The sequence below is a fragment of the Saccharothrix ecbatanensis genome (assembly GCF_014205015.1).
Classification (GTDB): Bacteria; Actinomycetota; Actinomycetes; order Mycobacteriales; family Pseudonocardiaceae; genus Actinosynnema; species Actinosynnema ecbatanense.
On the sequence record NZ_JACHMO010000001.1, the window covers coordinates 1,430,361 to 1,449,156 of the forward strand.

Annotated in this window: 19 protein-coding genes; 12 read left to right on the forward strand and 7 right to left on the reverse strand. The window is 70.3% G+C overall.

The annotated features are described in order from the left end of the window. The first annotated feature begins 140 nt into the window (after positions 1-140). The gene (locus tag F4560_RS06325; RefSeq protein WP_184917463.1) at positions 141-839 is read left to right on the forward strand and encodes an ABC transporter ATP-binding protein; all 699 of its coding nucleotides are present in this window, start codon (positions 141-143) and stop codon (positions 837-839) included. Then, on the forward strand, positions 836-3,175 hold the full coding sequence (locus F4560_RS06330; RefSeq protein ID WP_184917466.1) for an ABC transporter permease: 2,340 nt from the start codon (positions 836-838) through the stop codon (positions 3,173-3,175). Before F4560_RS06325 ends, F4560_RS06330 begins: the two co-directional genes overlap by 4 nt. Before the next feature lie 22 nt (positions 3,176-3,197). On the opposite strand, the gene F4560_RS06335 is transcribed toward F4560_RS06330, so the two are convergent. Further along, positions 3,198-4,370 carry an MFS transporter gene (locus F4560_RS06335; protein ID WP_184917469.1) on the reverse strand — a complete coding sequence of 391 codons (1,173 nt, stop codon included), beginning with the start codon at positions 4,368-4,370 and terminating at the stop codon, positions 3,198-3,200. A 76-nt stretch (positions 4,371-4,446) separates the two neighbouring features. Between F4560_RS06335 and F4560_RS06340 the strand changes: the two genes are divergently transcribed. The 3 genes from F4560_RS06340 to argG are packed head-to-tail and all read left to right on the forward strand — an operon-like array spanning position 4,447 to position 8,044. Further along, a complete protein-coding gene (locus F4560_RS06340; RefSeq protein WP_184917472.1) occupies positions 4,447-5,421 on the forward strand; it encodes a LacI family DNA-binding transcriptional regulator in 975 nt (324 codons plus the stop codon). A 3-nt stretch (positions 5,422-5,424) separates the two neighbouring features. Next, positions 5,425-6,549, forward strand: a complete 1,125-nt coding sequence (locus tag F4560_RS06345) for a phosphotransferase family protein (RefSeq protein ID WP_184917474.1) — start codon at positions 5,425-5,427, stop codon at positions 6,547-6,549. 49 nt (positions 6,550-6,598) lie between these two features. After that, entirely contained in the window at positions 6,599-8,044 is a 1,446-nt protein-coding gene (argG, locus tag F4560_RS06350; protein ID WP_184917477.1) for an argininosuccinate synthase, read from the forward strand. Positions 8,045-8,146: 102 nt separating this feature from the next. Here the strand turns inward: argG and F4560_RS06355 are convergent, their stop codons facing one another. The 6 genes from F4560_RS06355 to F4560_RS06380 all read right to left on the reverse strand — a co-directional run bounded on the left by F4560_RS06355 (position 8,147) and on the right by F4560_RS06380 (position 14,153). Next, complete coding sequence (locus F4560_RS06355; RefSeq protein WP_184917480.1) at positions 8,147-8,710, reverse strand: hypothetical protein; 564 nt, start codon at positions 8,708-8,710, stop codon at positions 8,147-8,149. Positions 8,711-8,714: 4 nt separating this feature from the next. Beyond that, positions 8,715-9,587 carry a carbohydrate ABC transporter permease gene (locus F4560_RS06360; RefSeq protein ID WP_184917482.1) on the reverse strand — a complete coding sequence of 291 codons (873 nt, stop codon included), beginning with the start codon at positions 9,585-9,587 and terminating at the stop codon, positions 8,715-8,717. Then, positions 9,584-10,555 (reverse strand): carbohydrate ABC transporter permease, encoded by a 972-nt coding sequence (locus tag F4560_RS06365; RefSeq protein ID WP_312868614.1) that lies wholly within the window; start codon positions 10,553-10,555, stop codon positions 9,584-9,586. The genes F4560_RS06360 and F4560_RS06365 overlap by 4 nt, the downstream gene beginning before the upstream one ends. Further along, positions 10,552-11,811, reverse strand: a complete 1,260-nt coding sequence (locus F4560_RS06370) for an ABC transporter substrate-binding protein (protein WP_184917484.1) — start codon at positions 11,809-11,811, stop codon at positions 10,552-10,554. The genes F4560_RS06365 and F4560_RS06370 overlap by 4 nt, the downstream gene beginning before the upstream one ends. A gap of 240 nt (positions 11,812-12,051) precedes the next feature. After that, complete coding sequence (locus tag F4560_RS06375) at positions 12,052-12,972, reverse strand: arabinan endo-1,5-alpha-L-arabinosidase (RefSeq protein WP_184928935.1); 921 nt, start codon at positions 12,970-12,972, stop codon at positions 12,052-12,054. 320 nt (positions 12,973-13,292) lie between these two features. Next, positions 13,293-14,153 carry an alpha/beta fold hydrolase gene (locus F4560_RS06380; protein WP_184917486.1) on the reverse strand — a complete coding sequence of 287 codons (861 nt, stop codon included), beginning with the start codon at positions 14,151-14,153 and terminating at the stop codon, positions 13,293-13,295. Positions 14,154-14,280: 127 nt separating this feature from the next. Here F4560_RS06380 and F4560_RS46000 point away from each other — a divergent pair, with 127 nt between their 5' ends. The 7 genes from F4560_RS46000 (at position 14,281) to F4560_RS06415 (ending at position 18,727) form a co-directional block, all read left to right on the forward strand. After that, positions 14,281-14,847, forward strand: a complete 567-nt coding sequence (locus F4560_RS46000) for a CGNR zinc finger domain-containing protein (protein ID WP_221483364.1) — start codon at positions 14,281-14,283, stop codon at positions 14,845-14,847. A 46-nt stretch (positions 14,848-14,893) separates the two neighbouring features. Further along, a complete protein-coding gene (locus tag F4560_RS06390) occupies positions 14,894-15,181 on the forward strand; it encodes a hypothetical protein (RefSeq protein ID WP_184917488.1) in 288 nt (95 codons plus the stop codon). Positions 15,182-15,490: 309 nt separating this feature from the next. After that, positions 15,491-15,796 (forward strand): hypothetical protein, encoded by a 306-nt coding sequence (locus F4560_RS06395; RefSeq protein ID WP_184917490.1) that lies wholly within the window; start codon positions 15,491-15,493, stop codon positions 15,794-15,796. 250 nt (positions 15,797-16,046) lie between these two features. Continuing rightward, entirely contained in the window at positions 16,047-16,319 is a 273-nt protein-coding gene (locus F4560_RS46520) for a hypothetical protein (protein WP_221483365.1), read from the forward strand. Next, positions 16,312-17,715, forward strand: a complete 1,404-nt coding sequence (locus F4560_RS06405; protein ID WP_184917494.1) for a transposase — start codon at positions 16,312-16,314, stop codon at positions 17,713-17,715. Before F4560_RS46520 ends, F4560_RS06405 begins: the two co-directional genes overlap by 8 nt. Before the next feature lie 12 nt (positions 17,716-17,727). Further along, the gene (locus tag F4560_RS06410) at positions 17,728-18,282 is read left to right on the forward strand and encodes a suppressor of fused domain protein (protein ID WP_184917496.1); all 555 of its coding nucleotides are present in this window, start codon (positions 17,728-17,730) and stop codon (positions 18,280-18,282) included. A 103-nt stretch (positions 18,283-18,385) separates the two neighbouring features. After that, the gene (locus F4560_RS06415) at positions 18,386-18,727 is read left to right on the forward strand and encodes a YdeI/OmpD-associated family protein (RefSeq protein ID WP_184917498.1); all 342 of its coding nucleotides are present in this window, start codon (positions 18,386-18,388) and stop codon (positions 18,725-18,727) included. Positions 18,728-18,796 lie beyond the last annotated feature (69 nt).

Genomic DNA, 18,796 nt, shown 5'->3' on the forward strand with positions numbered 1-18,796 from the left:
ATGACAGGGATCGCCCTCATCCCGGTGGGGTACCGGAAATGCCTCCGCCGACCGACGCGCCCGGAACCGCCGCGCTCCTAGCGTCCACCGCGCCAGAAGTGACGACCCACCAGAAGAAGCGATCGAGGGAGACCAGAACCATGACCACGCCGGTGATCGAACTGCGTGACGTGAGCCGCAGGTACGACGAAGGGCCACCGGCGTTGCGGGACGTGTCGCTGACCGTGCACGCGGGGGAGGCCGTCGCGGTCCTCGGCCCGTCCGGCAGCGGCAAGTCCACGATGCTGAACCTGATCGCGGGCCTGGACCGACCGGACACCGGCACGGTCACGGTGGCCGGCAAGCGGGTGGACGGGCTGGGGGAGGCCGCGTCGGCGCGCTACCGGCGGGCCGAGATCGGCATGGTGTTCCAGTTCTTCAACCTGCTGGACGACCTCACCGTGACCGACAACATCGTGCTGCCCGCGCAGCTGGCGGGCATGGCACGGGGTGAGGCGAGCCGGCGTGCGGCGGAACTGCTCGACACGCTCGGCATCACCCGGCACGCCCGCGCCTACCCCGGTCGGCTGTCCGGCGGTGAACGGCAGCGCGTCGCGGTGGCCAGGGCGTTGATGAACCGGCCCGCGCTGCTGCTCGCCGACGAACCGACCGGTGCGCTGGACACCGCGTCCGGTGAGGACGTGAGCGCGCTGCTCACCGAGCTGAACGCCGACGGCCAGACCATCGTCGTGGTGACCCACGACCTCGCGCTGGCCCGGTCGTGCACGAGGCGCACGATCCAGCTGGTCGACGGCCGGATCGCCGGGGACGTCGTAGCGGAGCCGGAGCCCACCCGATGAGCGCCCTGGGCCGGGTGGTGCGGTCGGGCGTGGGACGCCGCCGCGTGCAGACCGTGGTGATCGGGCTCGCCACGACGATGGCGGTGACCGCGTCCGTGCTCGGCGGTTCGCTGCTGGTCGCGTCGACAGCGCCGTTCGACAAGGCGTTCGTCGAGCAGAACGGCGCGCACCTGGCCGCGGAGTTCGACGCGGGCAAGACGACGTCCGGCCAGTTGTCGGCCACCGCGTCGGCCTCCGGCGTCACCGCGTCGGCCGGACCGTTCCCGACCGTGACGATCACCCCGGACGCGGACGGCCCCGGTGACCTGCCGCCGATGTCGGTGGTGGGCCGGGCGGACCCGGGTGGTCCGGTGGACGCCGTGACGCTGACCGACGGCGCCTGGGCCGACGCGGCGGACGAGATCGTGGTGTCGGCCGACGGTCCGTTCGCACACCACCGCGACGGCTCCGGCGTCGGCCGCCGCTTCACCTTCGCCGACCTGCCCGGCAGCCCCACGTTGACCGTCGTGGGCGTGGCCCGGTCCGTCAGCCGCACGGCCGACGGCTGGGTGATCCCCTCGCTGCTCACCTCACCCGCCGGGTACCAGATGCTCTACCGCCTCGCCGCCGCCGACACCGCCGAACAGGTCGACGCCGGCCGTGCCGCGGTGGCGGCGCTGGTCCCGGAAGGGGCGTTGAGCGGGTCGCAGTCATGGCTGGTGCTCAAGAAGGCGGCCGATCGCGCGGTCGCGGTGTTCGTGCCGTTCCTCGTCGCGTTCGGGTTGTTGGGGCTCGTCATGTCGTTGCTGGTGGTCGGCAACGTGGTCGCGGGCGCGGTCGGCGCGGGGACGCGGCGGATCGGCATCCTGAAGGCGCTCGGGTTCACCCCGGCGCAGGTGGTGTGGGCGTACATGGCGCAGGCCCTGATCCCGGCTGCCGTCGGCATCGCCATCGGCGTCGTCGCGGGCAACCTGCTGGCCATCCCGGTGCTCGCGGAGACCGAGGAGGTCTACGGCACGGTGACGTTGGCCGTTTCGCCCGTCGTAAACATCGTGGTGATCGCCGGTGCGCTCGGGATGGTGGCGCTGACGGCCTTGATCAGCTCGTTGCGTGCCGGTCGGTTGCGCACGGTGGACGCCATCGCGGTCGGTCACACGCCGCGTCTCGGCCGTGGCCGATGGGCGGCCCGCCTGACCGCGCGGCTGCCGCTGCCGCGACCGGTCAGCCTCGGCCTGGCCCGTCCGTTCGCCCGTCCGGCCCGCGCGATTGCGATGGGCGCGGCGGTGCTGTTCGGCGCCACGGCCGTCACGTTCGCCATGGGCCTGGCGGCGTCGCTCAACCAGGTGGAGATCGCGCGCAACCACGACAACGCCGACGTCAAGGTCGGCGCCTTCGGCAACGGCTCCGTTCGGTTCGGGTCCGGCCCACCACCGAACGTCGACTCGGCGGCCGTGACCGCCGCGATCGAAGCCCAATCCGGGACCCGTGCGCACTACAGCACCACCAGGACCCGGGTGAGCGTCGCCGGGGTGGCCGGCACCACCACGATCGTCTCGTTCAGCGGTGACGCCGCCTGGGACGGCTACCAGATGGTCGCCGGCAGGTGGTTCCAGGCGCCCGGCGAAGCCGTCGCCGCCAGACCGTTCCTGACCGCCACCGGCACGAAGGTCGGTGACACGGTCACGCTGGACGACGGCGAGAAGACGGTGACCGTGCGGATCGTCGGCGACGTCTTCGAGATGTCGAGCGAAGGCATGGTGGTCCTGACCGACGAGGCCACGTTCGCCGCCGCTCCCGGGCCGATGGGCGCCAGTCACCACATCACGGTCCAGCCGGGCGCCGACGTCACGTCCTACATCACCACCCTGAACACGGCGCTGAAGCCGCTCGGGACGTCCGCCGCACCCGGTGGGACCGATGGGTCCAGCGACACCATCGTGCTGATCAACAGCCTGGCGGCGACGCTCACGCTGATGCTCGTCGCGGTCGCGGCCTTGGGCGTGCTGAACTCCGTCGTGCTCGACACCCGCGAACGCATCCGCGATCTCGGCGTCCACAAAGCACTGGGCATGACGCCGAGGCAGACCATCGCCATGGTCATCTCGTCGGTCGTGGTGACGGGCGTGATAGGCGGTGCGATCGGCGTGCCGGTGGGGGTCGCCCTTCACGAAGCGGTCCTGCCCGCGATGGAGGAGAGCGCCGGGATCGGCCTGCCCGCCGCGGCCTTCACCGTCCACGACCTGTCCGAACTGCTCCTGCTGGGCGTCGGCGGCCTGCTGATCGCCATCGTCGGCGCGCTGCTGCCGGCGACCTGGGCCGCCAAGACGTCCACCGCCACGGCGTTGCGCACGGAATAGGGCCCTCCCGAAGAAACACCGCCTACCTCGGCCGGAGCACCGGGACGAGGGCGAGCGCAGGCACCAACAGCAGCGGCACGATCAGCAGCGCCCGCAGGACACCCACCTGATCACCGAGCAACCCGACCACCGGAGGTCCGGCCAGGAACGCCGTGTACCCGATAAGCGCCACCACGCTCACCCGCGCAGCCGCCCGACTCTTCTCGTCGGCGGCTGCGCTCATCCCCACCGGGAACCCCAGCGACGTGCCGAGGCCCCACAACGCCACCCCGGCCACGGCCACCAGCGGCGACCCGCCCAGCACAGCCATCGCCACACCGCCGATCGCCAGCAGCATGGTCGTGACCAGCACCGGCACCCGTCCCCAGCGGTCGAGCGCGACCGTGCCCACCACCCGGCCGAACGTCATCGTGGCCACGAACACGCCGAACACCACCGCACCCGCCGCCGGTCCGAACGAGTAGCCGTCCACGAACGCCACCGCCACCCAGTCGTTCGCGGTGCCCTCGGTGAACGCCAACACCAGCACCAGCAACCCGATCAGCAGCGTGCGCGGCTCACGCCAAGCCGCCAGCACACCGCTCTTCTCACCGACCGCGCCACCGCCGTACCGGAACGAACGCGTCGCGATGAGCGTGCCGACCAACACCACCACCGCGACGCCCACCAGGTGCACGGTCACCGGCAGCCCCGCCCACACCGCCACCGCGGTCGACCCGGCGGCGGCCACCGTGCCCAGGCTCCAGACCGCGTGGAACCGGGGCATCACGGTCCGCCCGATGACCCGCTCGACCGCCGCCGCCTCGACGTTCATCGCCACGTTGCAGGTGCCCGATCCGTAGCCGAGCACGAACAGCCCGGCCGCCGCCGCCACCGCCGAGGGCCACGCGCCGACGGCGACACCGGTGACCACCAGCCCGATCGACACCGCCACCGTGGACGCGACCGCCGTCCGCCGCGGCCCGAGCCGGTGCGTCACCTCACCGCCGGTGAGCATCGCCAACGTCGCCCCCGCCGCCCCGGCGAGCAGCAACAGCCCGAGCGCGCCCGCGTCGAGCCCCAACGCGTCCCGGGCGCCCGGGACGCGGGCGAACCACGACGCCACGGCCACGCCGTTGAGCCCGAACGCCGCGGCCACCCCGATCGCGGTGACCCGGACGGCGGTCGGACCGGACGTCACCTCGGTGGTCGACATACGGGCTCCTCTCTCCAGATGTGTTGACTCCACTGGTGGAAGCGCTTCCACCACAAGAGCCGGCAGACTCGTCGCCGTGGTCGGGAAGCAGTCGACGTTGGCGGACGTGGCACGCGCCGCCGGCGTGTCGTTGGCGACGGCCTCCCGCGTGCTCAGCGGCAGAGGGCCGGCGTCGAACGCCGCACGCCAACGGGTCGCCGCGGCCGCGAGCGAACTCCACTACGTCCCGCACGCCGCCGCACGCGCCCTGGCCACGCGCATCGGCACGCGCATCGCGGTAGTCGTCGGCGGCCAGACCGCGCACGTGCTGAACGACCCGTACGTGGGCCGCGTGGTCACCGCGACCGCCGAAGTGGCCGCCGCCCGTGAGGTCGGCGTGTCCCTGCACTGGCTGCCGCTGCACGACCCGGCCGAACTGGGGCGGCTCGCGGAGCACCGGGGCATCGGCGGCATCATCCTGATCAACCCCACGAAACCGGCGCTGGACGTGGTGCCGAGATCCGTCCGCGGCCGGATCGCGGCCATCGGCATCGGCTCCCGTGACGTCCCGTCCTTCGACGTCGACAACGCCGCCGGCACCGCCAACGTGGTCGCCCACCTGGTCGCCGGCGGCCGACGCAAGGTCGCCATGATCACCGGCGCGCCGTGGCTGCCGTGCACCGAACGTGCCGTCGCGGCCTACCACCGGGTGGTGGACGCGGCAGGCACACCACCCCGGCTGGTGCCGGGCGACTTCACCGCCGCGCGGGGCGAGGCCGCCGCGGTCGAGATCATGACCCGCTGGCCGGACACCGACGCGGTGTACGCGTTGGGCGACCTGTCCGCCCTCGGAGCCTTGAACGCCCTCCGCCGCGCGGGCGTGGACGTGCCGGGCGATGTCGCGGTCGCGGGCTTCGACGACATCGCGTTCGCCGCCCTGAGCCGCCTGACCACGACCACCCACCCGGTCGAGGACATCGCCGCCGGAGCCGCCACGGCGGTGCTGGACCGCCGCAACCCCGGCCCGCTCACCCGCTACCCGTCCACGCTGGTCCTCCGCGAAAGCGCGTGAACCGTGCGGTCGGACCTGGCCGAACGGGTCGGCGAACTCCTCCGTGAGCAGTCGGGTGAGCCGGCGACAGTCCGGTCGACCGCTCCGGTGACCGAGGGGTGGTCCGCCCGGCACGGCAGCTACCCGTGGGTGCTGAGGTGCGAGGTCGAGGGTGTCGGGTCGGTCGTCGCGAAGACCAGGCGTCCGGACGACCACTTCCGGTCGGGTGACACGACCGGCCGCGAGTCGGCGGCGTTGGCGTTCCTGGAGGAGATCGGGTCCGACGCGGGACCGCGCCTGCCGGCGCACGACGACGGGCTCGTGGTGCTGGAGGACCTGGGCAGCGGGAGTGCGCTGGAAGACCTGCTCGTCGGTGATGATCCGCACGCGGCGACCCGGGCGTTCGTCATGCTGGCCCGTGCGGTCGGGCGGATGCAGGCCGTGACGCGGCGGCGGCAGGAGTCGTTCTACGCGCGCCTCCCGGAGGTGGACCCGCTGCGGGACCGGGTGAGCCTGGCGACCGTGCCGGTGGACCGGCGTTGGACCACCTTGCGCGCGGTGGTCGCGGACTGCGGCCTGCCGGAGCCGACGGCGTCCGCCGTGGACGACGTCGCCGAGGTGGTGGCGTGGATGGCCGAGCCGGGCGACCTGCTGGTGCTGACCAACGGCGACCTCGCCCCGCAGAACTGCCGCTTCCACGGCGACCGCGCCCGGTTGCTCGACTTCGAGGGCGCCCAGTTCCAGCACGCCCTGATCGACGCCGCCCAGTTGCGACTGCCGTTCCACGGTGGCCCGTGCTGGTCGCGGATCCCGCCTGAGGTCGCTGACCAGGTCGAATCCGCCTACCGCGAGGAAGCCTGCGTGCTCGACGACGTGGCCTACCTGACGGGCATGGCCGCTGCGACAGCCGCGTGGACGGTGACGAGGCTCGTGCGGCTGCCCAAGCTCCTGGCCCGCGACGACCCGCACCCGCTGGGCTTCTCCCGGCGAGGACAGCTGCTCGACACCCTCCGGACGGCCGTGGACGCCTCGGTCGCGTCGGACACCCTGCCCGGCCTCCGCGCCTGGTTCGAGCAGACCATCACCGCACTACAAACCCGGTGGCCGCACCTGCCGCCGAGCCAGGACGTGTACCCGGTCCACCGGTGAACGACGCCCGGGTTTGTATGGTCATTCATAACCGTGCATAATCAGCGGCGTGTCCAAGGTGCTCACTTCCCTGCCCGCCGGCGAGCGCGTCGGCATTGCCTTCTCCGGTGGACTCGACACCTCGGTGGCGGTCGCGTGGATGCGTGAGAAGGGCGCGGTGCCGTGCACGTACACGGCCGACATCGGCCAGTACGACGAGCCCGAGATCGACACGGTCCCGGAACGCGCCCACGTCTACGGCGCGGAGATCGCCCGGCTGGTCGACTGCCGGGCCGCACTGGTCGAGGAAGGGCTCGCGGCGCTGGCCTGCGGGGCGTTCCACATCCGGTCGGGCAGCCGTGCATATTTCAACACCACTCCGCTCGGGCGTGCGGTCACCGGCACCATGCTGGTCCGCGCCATGCTCGAAGACGACGTGCAGATCTGGGGCGACGGCTCGACCTACAAGGGCAACGACATCGAGCGGTTCTACCGCTACGGCCTGCTGGCCAACCCCTCGCTGCGGATCTACAAGCCGTGGCTGGACGCCGCCTTCGTGGACGAGCTCGGTGGCCGCACCGAGATGTCCGAGTGGCTGATCGCCCGCGAGCTGCCGTACCGGGCCAGCACCGAGAAGGCGTACTCCACCGACGCGAACATCTGGGGCGCGACGCACGAGGCCAAGGCGCTGGAAAGCCTGGACGTCGGCATCGAGCTGGTCGAGCCGATCATGGGCGTGCGGTTCTGGGACCCGGCGGTCGAGATCGCCCCCGAGGACGTCTCGATCGGCTTCGAGCAGGGCCGCCCGGTGACGATCAACGGCAAGGAGTTCGGCTCGTCGGTCGACCTCGTGCTGGAGGCCAACGCCATCGGCGGCCGGCACGGCATGGGCATGTCCGACCAGATCGAGAACCGGATCATCGAGGCCAAGAGCCGGGGCATCTACGAGGCGCCCGGCATGGCGCTGCTGCACGCCGCCTACGAGCGGCTGGTCAACGCGATCCACAACGAGGACACGCTGGCCGCCTACCACAACGACGGCCGCAAGCTCGGCCGACTGCTGTACGAGGGCCGCTGGCTGGACCCTCAGGCGCTGATGATCCGCGAGTCGCTCCAGCGGTGGGTCGGCACGGCCGTGACCGGCGAGGTGACGCTGCGCCTGCGTCGCGGTGACGACTACTCCGTCATGGACACCACCGGCCCCGCGTTCAGCTACCACCCCGACAAGCTGTCGATGGAGCGGACCGAGGACTCGGCGTTCGGCCCGGTCGACCGCATCGGCCAGCTGACCATGCGCAACCTCGACATCGCCGACTCCCGCGCCAAGCTGGAGCTGTACGCCGGGTTCGGCATGGTCGGCAGCCGCCAGTCGGCGTTGATCAGCGCCGCGCAGGTCTCCCCGACCGAGCTGATCGGCGCGATGCCCGAGGGCGGCGCCGAGGTGATCGCCTCTCGCGGCGAGGTCGCGGACGACGAGCTGCTGGACCACGTCGCCCTGGAATCCGGCAACGACTGACCGGCCGACGACTGACCGGCCGACGACTGACCGGCCGACAACTGACTGAACGACAACTGACTGAACGGCCCGAAGAGGCCCGCCGAGCTGGGAAACCCCAGGTCAGCGGGCCTCTTCGGTGAGCCGTTCACGGCGGCGGTCCACCGCGACGGCCGCCATCAGCACGCACCCCACCATCGGCAGCAGCAGGGGAGGCAGCTGCCAGGTCACGATCAGCAGCACGCCGAACGACATGACGAGCAGCAGCGACCCGCCCAGGTCCGCGAACGCACGACGCGTCGCCTCCCGCATCAGGTCCGCCCACCGCACGTCCGGCGACCAGGCCGCCGCCGCGCGCAGCACCACCACCGCGAGCCCGATGCCCGCGACCACGCACACGACGGCCACGAACCCGCCGCCGGCGACCCGGGTCCGCAGGAACACCACGTCGACCGCCAGCACCGCGAAGCCGACGAGCACCCCGATCGACACCGGCCAACTGCCCGGGAGCGCGGCCCGCACCCGTTCGAAGAACACCCGCATCGCCGTGGTCTCCCCGTCGACGTGCGCCTTGATGTGCGCGCACCCGGCGGCCAGCGCCGGCAGCAACGTCACCACCGGCAGCGCCACGAGCAGCACCAGCAGGCCCGCGGTCAGGCATTCCCCGAACAAGGTGAACCGCTTCATCCCGTCATCCCTTCAGCCCCTGCGTCGACACACCCTCCACCAGGAAGCGCTGGAAGAACAGGAAGAACAGGATCACCGGCACCAGCGCCAGCATCGACATCGCCATCAGCGCGCCGAAGTCGGACCCGCTCGTCTCGTCGATGAACAGCTGCAACGCGAGCGGCAGCGGGTACTTGTCCGGCGTGCTGAGGTAGATCAGCGGGCCGAAGAAGTCGTTCCAGCTCCAGATGAACGTGAAGATGGCCGTGGTGATGAGCGCCGGGCGGCACAGCGGCAGGATGATGTCCCAGAACACCCGCCAGTGGTTCGCGCCGTCGATCTTCGCCGACTCGTCCAGCTCACGCGGCAGGTTCCGGATGAACTGCACGATCAGGAAGATGAAGAACGCCTCCGACGCCAGGAACTTCCCCGCCAGCAGCGGCACGTAGGTGTCCACCAGGTCGAGGTTCTGGAACACGATGTACTGCGGGATGATCAACACGTGGAACGGCAGCAGCAGCGTGCTGATCATGATGCCGAACATCACCGTCCGCCCGCGGAAGCGCAGCCTGCCGAACGCGTAGGCCGCCAACGCCGACGACGCGACCGTGCCCACGACGGACAGCACCGCCAGCACGGCCGAGTTCCAGAAGAACTGGCCGATGCCGACGCCCATGACATCGTCGAACAAGCGGTCGTAGTTCGCCGTCGTCACCTCGCTCGGCAGCAGTTCCAGGCTGCCGACGATGTCGTCGGACGGCTTGAACGTCGCCGCCAAGACCCACACGATCGGGTACAGCACCACCGCGAGCAGCAGCAGCACGCCGACGTGCCACGCCACACTGCGCACCCGGTCGGTCCCACTCGCCTTGCCGGGGGCGGCCACTCGTTGCCTCATCGCTTGTCCCCCGAGTCCCCGGAGTAGAAGACCCACCCGCGCGCGGTGCGGAACAGGAACACCGTCACCAGGCCCACGCCGAGCAGCAGCATCCACGCCATCGCCGACGCGTAGCCCATGCGGTAGTCGCCGAAGCCCCGGTCGAACAGGTAGATGGTGTAGAACAGCGTGCTACCGGCCGGCTGCCCGTTGGGCCCGCCGACCACGTACGCCGACGTGAACACCTGGAACGAGTTGATCGTCTCCAGCAGCAGGTTGAAGAACACCACCGACGAGATCATCGGCAGGGTGATCGACCGGAACCGCCGCCACCGGCCGGCTCCGTCGACCTCTGCCGCCTCGTACAGCTCGCGCGGCACCTGCTTGAGCCCCGCCAGGAAGATCACCATCGGCGCGCCGAGCTGCCACACGGCCAGCAGCACCAACATCATCACCGAGTAGTCGGGGTTGCCCGCCCAGCCGCCGGTGTCGATGCCGACGCCCAGCAGCAGCTTGTCGACCACCGAGTCGTCGCTGAACATCATCTTCCACACGATCGCGACGCTGACGCTGCCGCCGATCAGCGACGGACCGTAGAACGCCGCCCGGTAGAAGCCCTGCCCGCGCCGCTTGCTGTTGAGCAGCATCGCCACCGCGAGCGCGGCGGCCAGCTTGATCGGCACAGCCAGCACCACGTACACCGCCGTCACCTGCACCGACCTGAGCCAGCGCGGATCGGAGAACATCTTCTCGTAGTTCTCGAGGCCGATCCACGTCGGGCTGTTGAAGAGGTCGTAGTCGGTGAACGACAGGTACAGCGAGGTCACCATCGGCCCGAGGGTCAGCAGGAGGATCCCGATGAGCCAGGGGGAGAGGAACAGGTAACCCGCCATGCCGTCGCCGGGCAGACGGGCCCGCTTGCGCGGACCCGTCGACCCCGTCGTGCGGACCGCGGCGTCGCGGTCCGCCGTCATCGTCGCCTTGCTCACGACCCGAGGGTTTCCTCAGCCTCGGTGAAGAACTGGTTGACGGCTTCATCCACCGAGATGCGGCCGTACTGGAGCTCTTCGGCGATCCGGATGAACGCCTGTTCCAGGGTGCCGGCGCCCTTCGGCGGTGCGGGCGGCGTCTTGCCGAACTTGTCCTTCAGGCCTTCCTCGTACGCGGCCACCGCGGCGAGCGGGCCTTCCAGCTGCGCCGCGGCACGCTGGGCGTTCGTGGGCGGCAGGCCCCGGTTCGCGCCGAAGATCTTGCCGACCTCCGGGTCGTTCACCATGAACGAGACCAGCTTGGCCGCCGCCGCCGGGTGCTCGGACTTCTGCGACACGCTGAGCAGCATGGACGGCTTCAGGTACTGACCCTGCTTGTCCGCGTGGTCGTTCGGCACCGGACCGAGCTTCAACTCCGCCTTGGCGCCCTTGTCGTAGCGGGCCATGAAGTTGTCCCAGCCGAGGTCACCGGCGATCAGGTCGCTCTCGAGCGCGTGCGCGGGCTTGATCTGCACGCCCTTCTCGACGGGCAGCGCCGACTTCGCGTCGACCAGCTGCTTGCCCTCGCCGAAGAACTTCGCCAGCCGGGCCTTGTCGAAGCCGAGCTTGCCGTCCTCCGTGTAGAGGAGGCCGCCTTCCTGGCGCAGCTGGAGCTCCAGGTTGTAGTAGCTGCCGACGTAGTTGCCGCCGCCGTGCACCCCGGTCTTCTCCGTGATGGTGGCCATGGCCTTGCGGTAGTCGTCCCAGGTCCAGCCTTCCTTGGGCTCCGCGATGCCCGCCTGGGTGAACAGCGCCGGGTTGTAGATGTAGCCCCAGGTGTTGCCGCCGACCGGCACGCCGTACAGCTTGCCGTCGATCTCACCCGCGCCCTTGAGGCCCGGCAGCAGGTCCCCGAGGTCGAGGTTCTTGCCGTCCTGCTTCTTCAGGTCGTAAAGGGCTTTGCGGTCCGAGTACTCCCGGATGTACGCGAAGTCCATCTGGAGCACGTCGGGCGCGTTGCCACCGGCGGTCTCGGTGGCCATCTTCTGCCAGTACGCCTCGAACTCCTGGAAGCTCGGGGTGACCTTGATTTCCGGGTTCTTCTGCTGGAAGAGGTCGATCGCCTTCTGCATCAGCTCGGCGCGCTCGGCGTTGCCCCACCACGAGAACCGCAGGGTGGCGGGACCGACCTTCGTCTCGTCACCGCTGCCAGTACCGCTGTCACCGCAAGCTGCGGCCGTGGTGACCGCCAGCGCGGCGACCAGTGTGGCAGCCACACCCTTGAAACGTTTCAGTGCACCCATTCGAGATTCCTCCGGTTATGACCGCTGGGGAGCGTGCCGCCCGATGCAAGGGGAAAGCGCTTTCCGGGAGGCTACGAGCACATTGCGCCAACGTCAATGCCCACTTTGGCAGCCGCGCGGCGGCCAATCGGAGGTTTACGGGTGCCGGCCGCGGTCCCCCGCCGCCGGACCACCGCTGTTCGCGGTGGTCCGGGGCGATGGCCGAGCTCGTTTTCATCGGAGGTACGGCCAGCCCGCCGAGTCGAAGGTGAGCAAATTGATGCCGAGTAGAGATGCGCCGCTATTCGCGTAGTAGTGGTAGACGATGATGTCGCTGTCGCTGTCGCCGAACACGTCCTGGTGGCCGGGGCCGTGGACGCTGCCCTGCCCGGCGAGGATCTCCGTGCCGCCGCCGGACGTCATGGCGACGCCGTTGCGGTCGCGGTACGGGCCGGTCACGCTGGTGGAGCGGCCGACCATCACCCGGTACGTGCTGGACGCACCCTGGCAGCACCGGTCGAACGAGACGAACAGGTAGTAGTACGAGCCGCGCTTGACGATGTTCGGCGCCTCGATCGCGCCGCCGTTGCGCCCGGCGATGGACCGGATCGTGGTGTCGGACCGCTTGCCCGTCGACGGGTTCAGGGCGACCATCTTGATCCCGGACCAGAACGAGCCGAAGCTCAGCCACCAGCGGCCCTGGTCGTCCACGACGAGGTCGGGGTCGATGGCGTTGAAGTTGTCCGACGTGCGTGACTCGACCACCAGGCCCTGGTTCGTCCACGTGCCCGAGTTGCCGCTGGAGCTGGTGGCCAGGAAGATGGCCGACCGGTTCGAGCCGAACGTCGACGCGGAGTAGTACAGGTAGTACTGACCGTTCTGGTACGACAGGTCCGGCGCCCACAGGTTCCGGCTGCCGCCGGTGTACGTGGTGGTCCAGGACGCGCCGTTGGGGAACACCGCGCCGGCGTTGCGGAACGCGGTCCGGTCGGTGGAGGTCTTCAGCGCGACGTTGTCGCCGGTGTGCGCGACGAGGTAGCCGCCATCCGGTCGTTTGACGACGCTCGGGTCGTGCACGCCGATGTCGCCGGTCACCAGGCCGGGACCGGGGTAGGCGGAAGCCTGCGGCACGACCGTGACGGACACGGCCGTCATGGCGAGCGCGGCGAACAGGGTCAGGGTGCGTTTCCTCAGTGCAGCCACGTATTCCTCGATGTCTCGGGGGGAGCGGGTGCGGCGGCGAGGGTTGTCCGAAGTGGACGGAGGCGGACTCGTGCGTCGCCTCCTTGCGAGCAGGAATCGTCACGCGCCTCCGGTCTTGCTGCCGGGGCATTGCCCCTGACTGGGAGCGCTTCCGGGAACGGTAACGCAGCACGCCGAGGCGGGCAAGCCTCCCTGTTATCGCTAACACGAGGACCTGCCCGCCCTGATGTGGTCTGGTCAGCGGCGACGAGGGTGGGTTGTTAGCGCAGCCATCACTGGTTCAGCACTCGGCCGAGGAAGCCCCGGATGTAGCCGGTGACGGTGTCCAGGCTGTCCTCCAGGGCGAAGTGGCCGGTGTCCAGGAGGTGGATCTCGGCGTCGGGCAGGTCGCGCCGGAACGCCCGCGCGCCGTCCGGGCCGAAGATCTCGTCGTGCCGCCCCCACACCGCGAGCAGCGGCACCTGCGTGTCCCGGAAGTACTGCTGGAACGCCGGGTACGCGTCGAGGTTGTGGCGGTAGTCCCGGAAGAGGGCGAGCTGGACGTCGGCGTTGCCGGGGCGGTCCAGCAGGGCCTGGTCGTGGGTCCAGGTGTCGGGGCTGATCCGGCTCGGGTCCTTGACGCCGTGGGTGTACTGCCAGTGCGTGGCGTCCAGCGTGAGCAGGGCGCGGACCGCCGGTTCGGTGTCGGGGCCCGGGTTGGTGGCGTAGGCGAAGAGCGGTTCCCAGAACGGCGTGAAGCCCTCGGTGTAGGCGTTGCCGGACTGCGTGATGATCGCGGTGACGCGGTCCGGGTGGCGTGACGCGATCTTGAGCCCGATGGGCGCCCCGTAGTCCTGGATGTACAGGGCGTGTTCGCGGACGCCGAGCCGGTCAAGCAGCGCCAGCGTGATGTCGGTGAGCGCGTCGAAGGTGTAGTCGAACTCGTCCACCGACGGGGCCGAGCTGTGCCCGAAGCCGATGTGGTCGGGCGCGATGACGCGGTAGCGGTCGGCCAGTTCCGGGATCAGCTCGCGGAACATGTGCGAGCTGGTGGGGAAGCCGTGCAGCAGCACCAGGACGGGGGCGTCGGCGGGCCCGGCCTCCCGGTAGAACACGCGCTGCCCGTTGATGTCGGCGTGGCGGTACGAGGTCATCGTCTTCTCCTGGCTCGGACGATCTAACCGTTCAAATGCTTTTGAAGGGTTAGAGGGCGCCGCCAGGTTAGGCACATGCGTGTTAACCTGTCAAGCCAGTCTCAACGGTTAGGTGGGCGGTGATCCCGTGCTTGGCGCAGACGACGCGGTGACCGCCGCCCTGGTGACCAGGGGTTGGCCCTCCCGTCCGCTCGTGGACCAGCCGCTGGGCATCGACCTGCTGAACACGCGTTGGGTGGCGGGCGGTGTCGCCTACGACCTGCTCGACCACGACGACTTGACCGAGGCGTGGCTGGCGGACCGGGAGCTCGAGTCCGCTCGACCCGTCCCGCGGCAGCAGCTCCGCGAGGCACGTGACGCGGTCGCGGCGGTGATCGCGGACCCGGCCGACTGCGCCGCGGTGAACGCCCTGCTCGGGCACGGCAGGGTGCGGCTGACGGTGGACGAGCGGGGGAGGGTCGAGCACGACGACGTCGCCGACCCGCGGTGGCGTGCGGCTTGGGCCTGTCTGCACGACTACGTCCGGTTGCGGGCGGCGACGCCGGATCGGCTCCGGAAGTGCGCGAACCCCGACTGCGTGCTGCACTTCCAGGACACTTCGCGCACGGGCAGGCGCCTGTGGTGCTCGATGACCGGCTGCGGCAACCGCTTCAAGGCCCGCCGCCACCACAGCAGGTCCCGCGCCAACTCGTGATCAGGATCGGGGCGTCAAATCGGCGCCGGCTGGGTATGGCAAGCACATGACGGACCAGGAACCGCTCGACCTCGGCACGACCGAACTGTCGGCGGACGAGGAAGCGCGCATCAGGCGTGCGCACGACCTCGACCGGCCGGAGGTGTTCGACGAGCGCAACGACGTCGACCGCCGGGCGCGGACGCGGGCCAACCTGCTCCCGGAGGAACTCGGCGCCGGTAGCGCCGACCCGGAGGCCCAGGCGCGTGAGGTGCTGCGCGACTCGGACGTGCGCACCGAGATCCCGGAGTCCGCGCCCGACACGATGGTCGAACGGCGCGAGTCCGACGCTTGACCGGGCTGCGGCAGGTCGAGCGCGACGGGTGAGACGTCGAGTTCCGCCAACGAGTACACCGGCGTCGGTGCCGCCTCCGACGCTTGACCGGGCTCAGGCGGTCGCGCGGTCGAACGGCGGGACCAGCGGCCACGACGTCGTCGCCGACCCGGCCCCGGTCACGGGTCACGGCGACGGCGAGCCGCAGCACGGCGGCCTCCTTCGGGTCGGCGCTCTCACCCCGGCGGGCCGCCTCGATGTCGTCGTCGGACAGCTTCACCACGGTGCGCGACACCTGCGTGTGCGCCGATAGGCACGGTCGGCCTCGCGTTGGCCGTGTTCGAGGTCTTCGACGAACTGCTGTCGAAGTCCCACTACCGGGGCTGCCCCTTTGTCAACGCCGCCGCCGAGTACCCGCACCACGAGGGCATCCGCGACGTGATCGCCCACCACCGCGCCTGGCTGCCCGACCTGTTCGCCCGGCTCCTCGAGCCACTGGACCCGCCCGCGAACCTGATCACCGCGCTGGTCCAGCTCACCGACGGCGCCATCACCACCGCCCACCTGGACCGCGCCGAATCCGCCGCCCTCACCGCACGGGCGACGGCGGAACTGCTGCTGGCGCACCAATCCTGAGCGTCCGGTCGGTCCAGTCGTCCGGGGCCGGCCGGGCGGGCGGGCTCGGCCTGGCCGCCGTGCCGGGTGACCGGGACGCCGGAGGGTGTGGCTGCTGGTACCTGAGTGTCCATGGCAGTCCTTTGTCGACCGAGAGCGGTGTAGGGTCTTTCCTGTGAATCTCACGGATTGGGCGTGGGCGCAGGGATTGCTCCTCGAACCGCGTACCGCTGGGTTCCGGGAGGGCACGTTGCCTGTCCCTGGGGAGCGGGTGGGGTCACGCACGATCCTGGTCGACATCGACGCGAACACCTCCCCATCGGTCATGGCAGGCGTGGGGTTGTATGCCAGTGTGTCGACTTATGATCAGAAGTCCGATCCGGAGCGGCAGGTCGCGCGCTTGTCGGAGTGGTCGGCGAAGGCGAGTCACCGGGTGATGCGCGTCGAGTCGGAGATCGCCTCGTTTCACGCTCGCCTGTACGGCCGCCACACGGCGAGGAACCGGGCGGAGAAGGCCCCGGAAGCCGCTGCGACCGATGACTGAGCCGAAGAAGAAGCCGCTACGGACCATCGACGCCCCGTTCGTGGCACTCGGCCTGTCGGGTGTGTCGATACGCGACCGACTCAAGGGCCTCACCGCCGAAGACGAGAACGTGCTTCGCCTGGTCGGTGAGCACCTTGGGTCGCTGGCGTCGCGTGACCTCAAGGTCCGCTGCGCGGCCGGCCTGGATCACTGCACCGACACGTGGGCCGGGCGTAAGCGCGATCTGACGGCCGAGTCGTCGTCGCGGTGGGCCGGGAGCATCACGAAGGCGACGCATGATCAGTGGGCGTTGGCGCGCCGTGGTCAGGCCGCGCACCTGGCCTCCCTCGACGCCGGTATCCGCACGGTGCGGCACCGCCTCTCGTTGCCGCTTGGGGAGAAGGGCGACAGGAAGGGATCGGGCGGGTACCGCTCCAGGCATGAGTGGTTCGTCAAGTCCCGCCGCCTCGCGGCGTTGGAGCAGCGGCACGCGGCTGTCCTCGCGGATCGTGAGGCCGGTCGGGTGCGGGTGGTGCGCGGTGGCCGGAAACACTTGAACACCCGGCACAACCTCGCAGCGGCGAACCTGACCGAAGCCGATTGGCGTCAGCGCTGGGAAGCGTCCCGCTGGTACCTCGACGCGGCATGGACCCGCCCCGTCGTGCAGACGATCCCGCTGGACACCGCCCGCGCGAACGGCATGGTGGGCGTGGACACGAACGCCGACCACTTCGCCGCCTACCGTCTCGACTCGCACGGCAACCCGGTGGGCAAGCCGCACCGCTTCTTCTACGACCTGTCCGGCACCGCGCGGCATCGTGACGCCCAGGTCCGGCATGCCATCACCCGCCTGCTGCACCGGACCACGCGGTGCGGCGTCGCCGCGATCGGTCTGGAGAACCTCGACTTCACCGACGAGAAGACCCGCGAGAAGCACGGCCGGAAGAGGAAATTCCGACAGCTCGTCTCCGGCATCCCCACGGGGAACCTGAAGGCTCGGCTCGTGTCCATGGCCGCTGAGCACGGCCTTGCGGTCGTCGCCGTCGACCCGGCCTACACCAGCATGTGGGGCGCGCAGCACTGGCAGAAGCCACTCGCGACCCCGCGTCGCACAATCACCCGGCACGATGCCGCGAGCATCGCGATTGGACGACGCGCCCTCGGACACCCGATCAGGCGACGGACGGCACCGCCCCCGCATCACCGGAGTGATGATGCGGGACATCGGACCGCCCAGGCCGGACCAGGTGACCGGGGGCGTGAGGAAACCCGCCGCCCCGTCACGGACCGCGCACACGATGCGCGTAGCCGGACAGGGACCACCAGTAGAACGCGGGCAACCAGCGCATCCACAACCGTTCGGGATGCGCGCAGTGCCGGGCAGTGGGTCCAACACTCACTCCTGACCACTGACTAGGAACGGTTTGTAGTGGCGGGTACCACCGACCTGGTCCGGCGGCACGTCGCCGAGTTCTGGCGGGGGCGGGAGCAGGAGGAGTTCGAGTGGACGGCCGGCCCCATCGGCGCCCGGCTGCCCGACTTCCGGGTGCGGCGGATCGCGCCCGCGGCGAAGAACGAGCCGTGGGTGTACGCCTCGGTGGGCGCGTGGCGGGCGCGTGACTCGGACGCCAAGGAGTTCGTCCTCCTGACCCCGGCCGAGTCGCCGGCCCACGTCGAGACCCTCGCCATGATCACCTTCTTCCACGCCGACCGGCCGCTGGACGTCGGCTCCACGGTCCGGATCGGCCGGCCGTGGACGGACGACGGCGTCGCCGACCACCTGCTGGTCTCGCTGCCGTACCCGTTCGGCCCGGCGCTGGAACACCTGGACGCGTCCGGCACCCACGTCCGCTTCCTGTGGCTCGTGCCGATCACGGCGGCCGAGGCGGACTACTGCCGTGAGCGCGGGCTGGAGGCGCTGGAGCAGCTGATGGAAGCCGAGAACGTCAACGTCGTGAACCCACTGCGCCGGTCGCTGGTCTGACCGCGAAACCCAGCCGAGAAAGTGCCCACTCAAAAGTGCTCACTCGGTGAGCACTTTGCCTCCGCATGATGGGTCCAGTCGTCACCGGACCCTGGAGGACCTGATGGAAACGCTGGATCGAGTGAAGGCCGTCGACTTCGCGGACGCCGCCGAGTGGGAGGCCTGGCTGGCCGGGCACCACGGCTCGGCGACCGAAGTCTGGATCAAGATCGCCAAGAAGGGGTCGGGCCGGACGTCGGTCACGATCACCGAAGCCCTCGACGTCGCCCTCTGCTACGGCTGGATCGACAGCCACCGCAAGGCCCTCGACGAGGACTACTACCTGCAACGGTATTCGCCGCGCCGGCCGACCAGCTCGTGGTCGCGGATCAACGTCGGGAAGGTCGAGGCGCTGATCGCCGCCGGGCGGATGCGGGAGCCGGGCCTCGCCGCGTTCCGCCCGTAGTCCGCTGTCCGAACAGGACATCGGTGGACCGGTGGCGCGGTTGGACGCCGGGTGGACGGACGGGGGGAG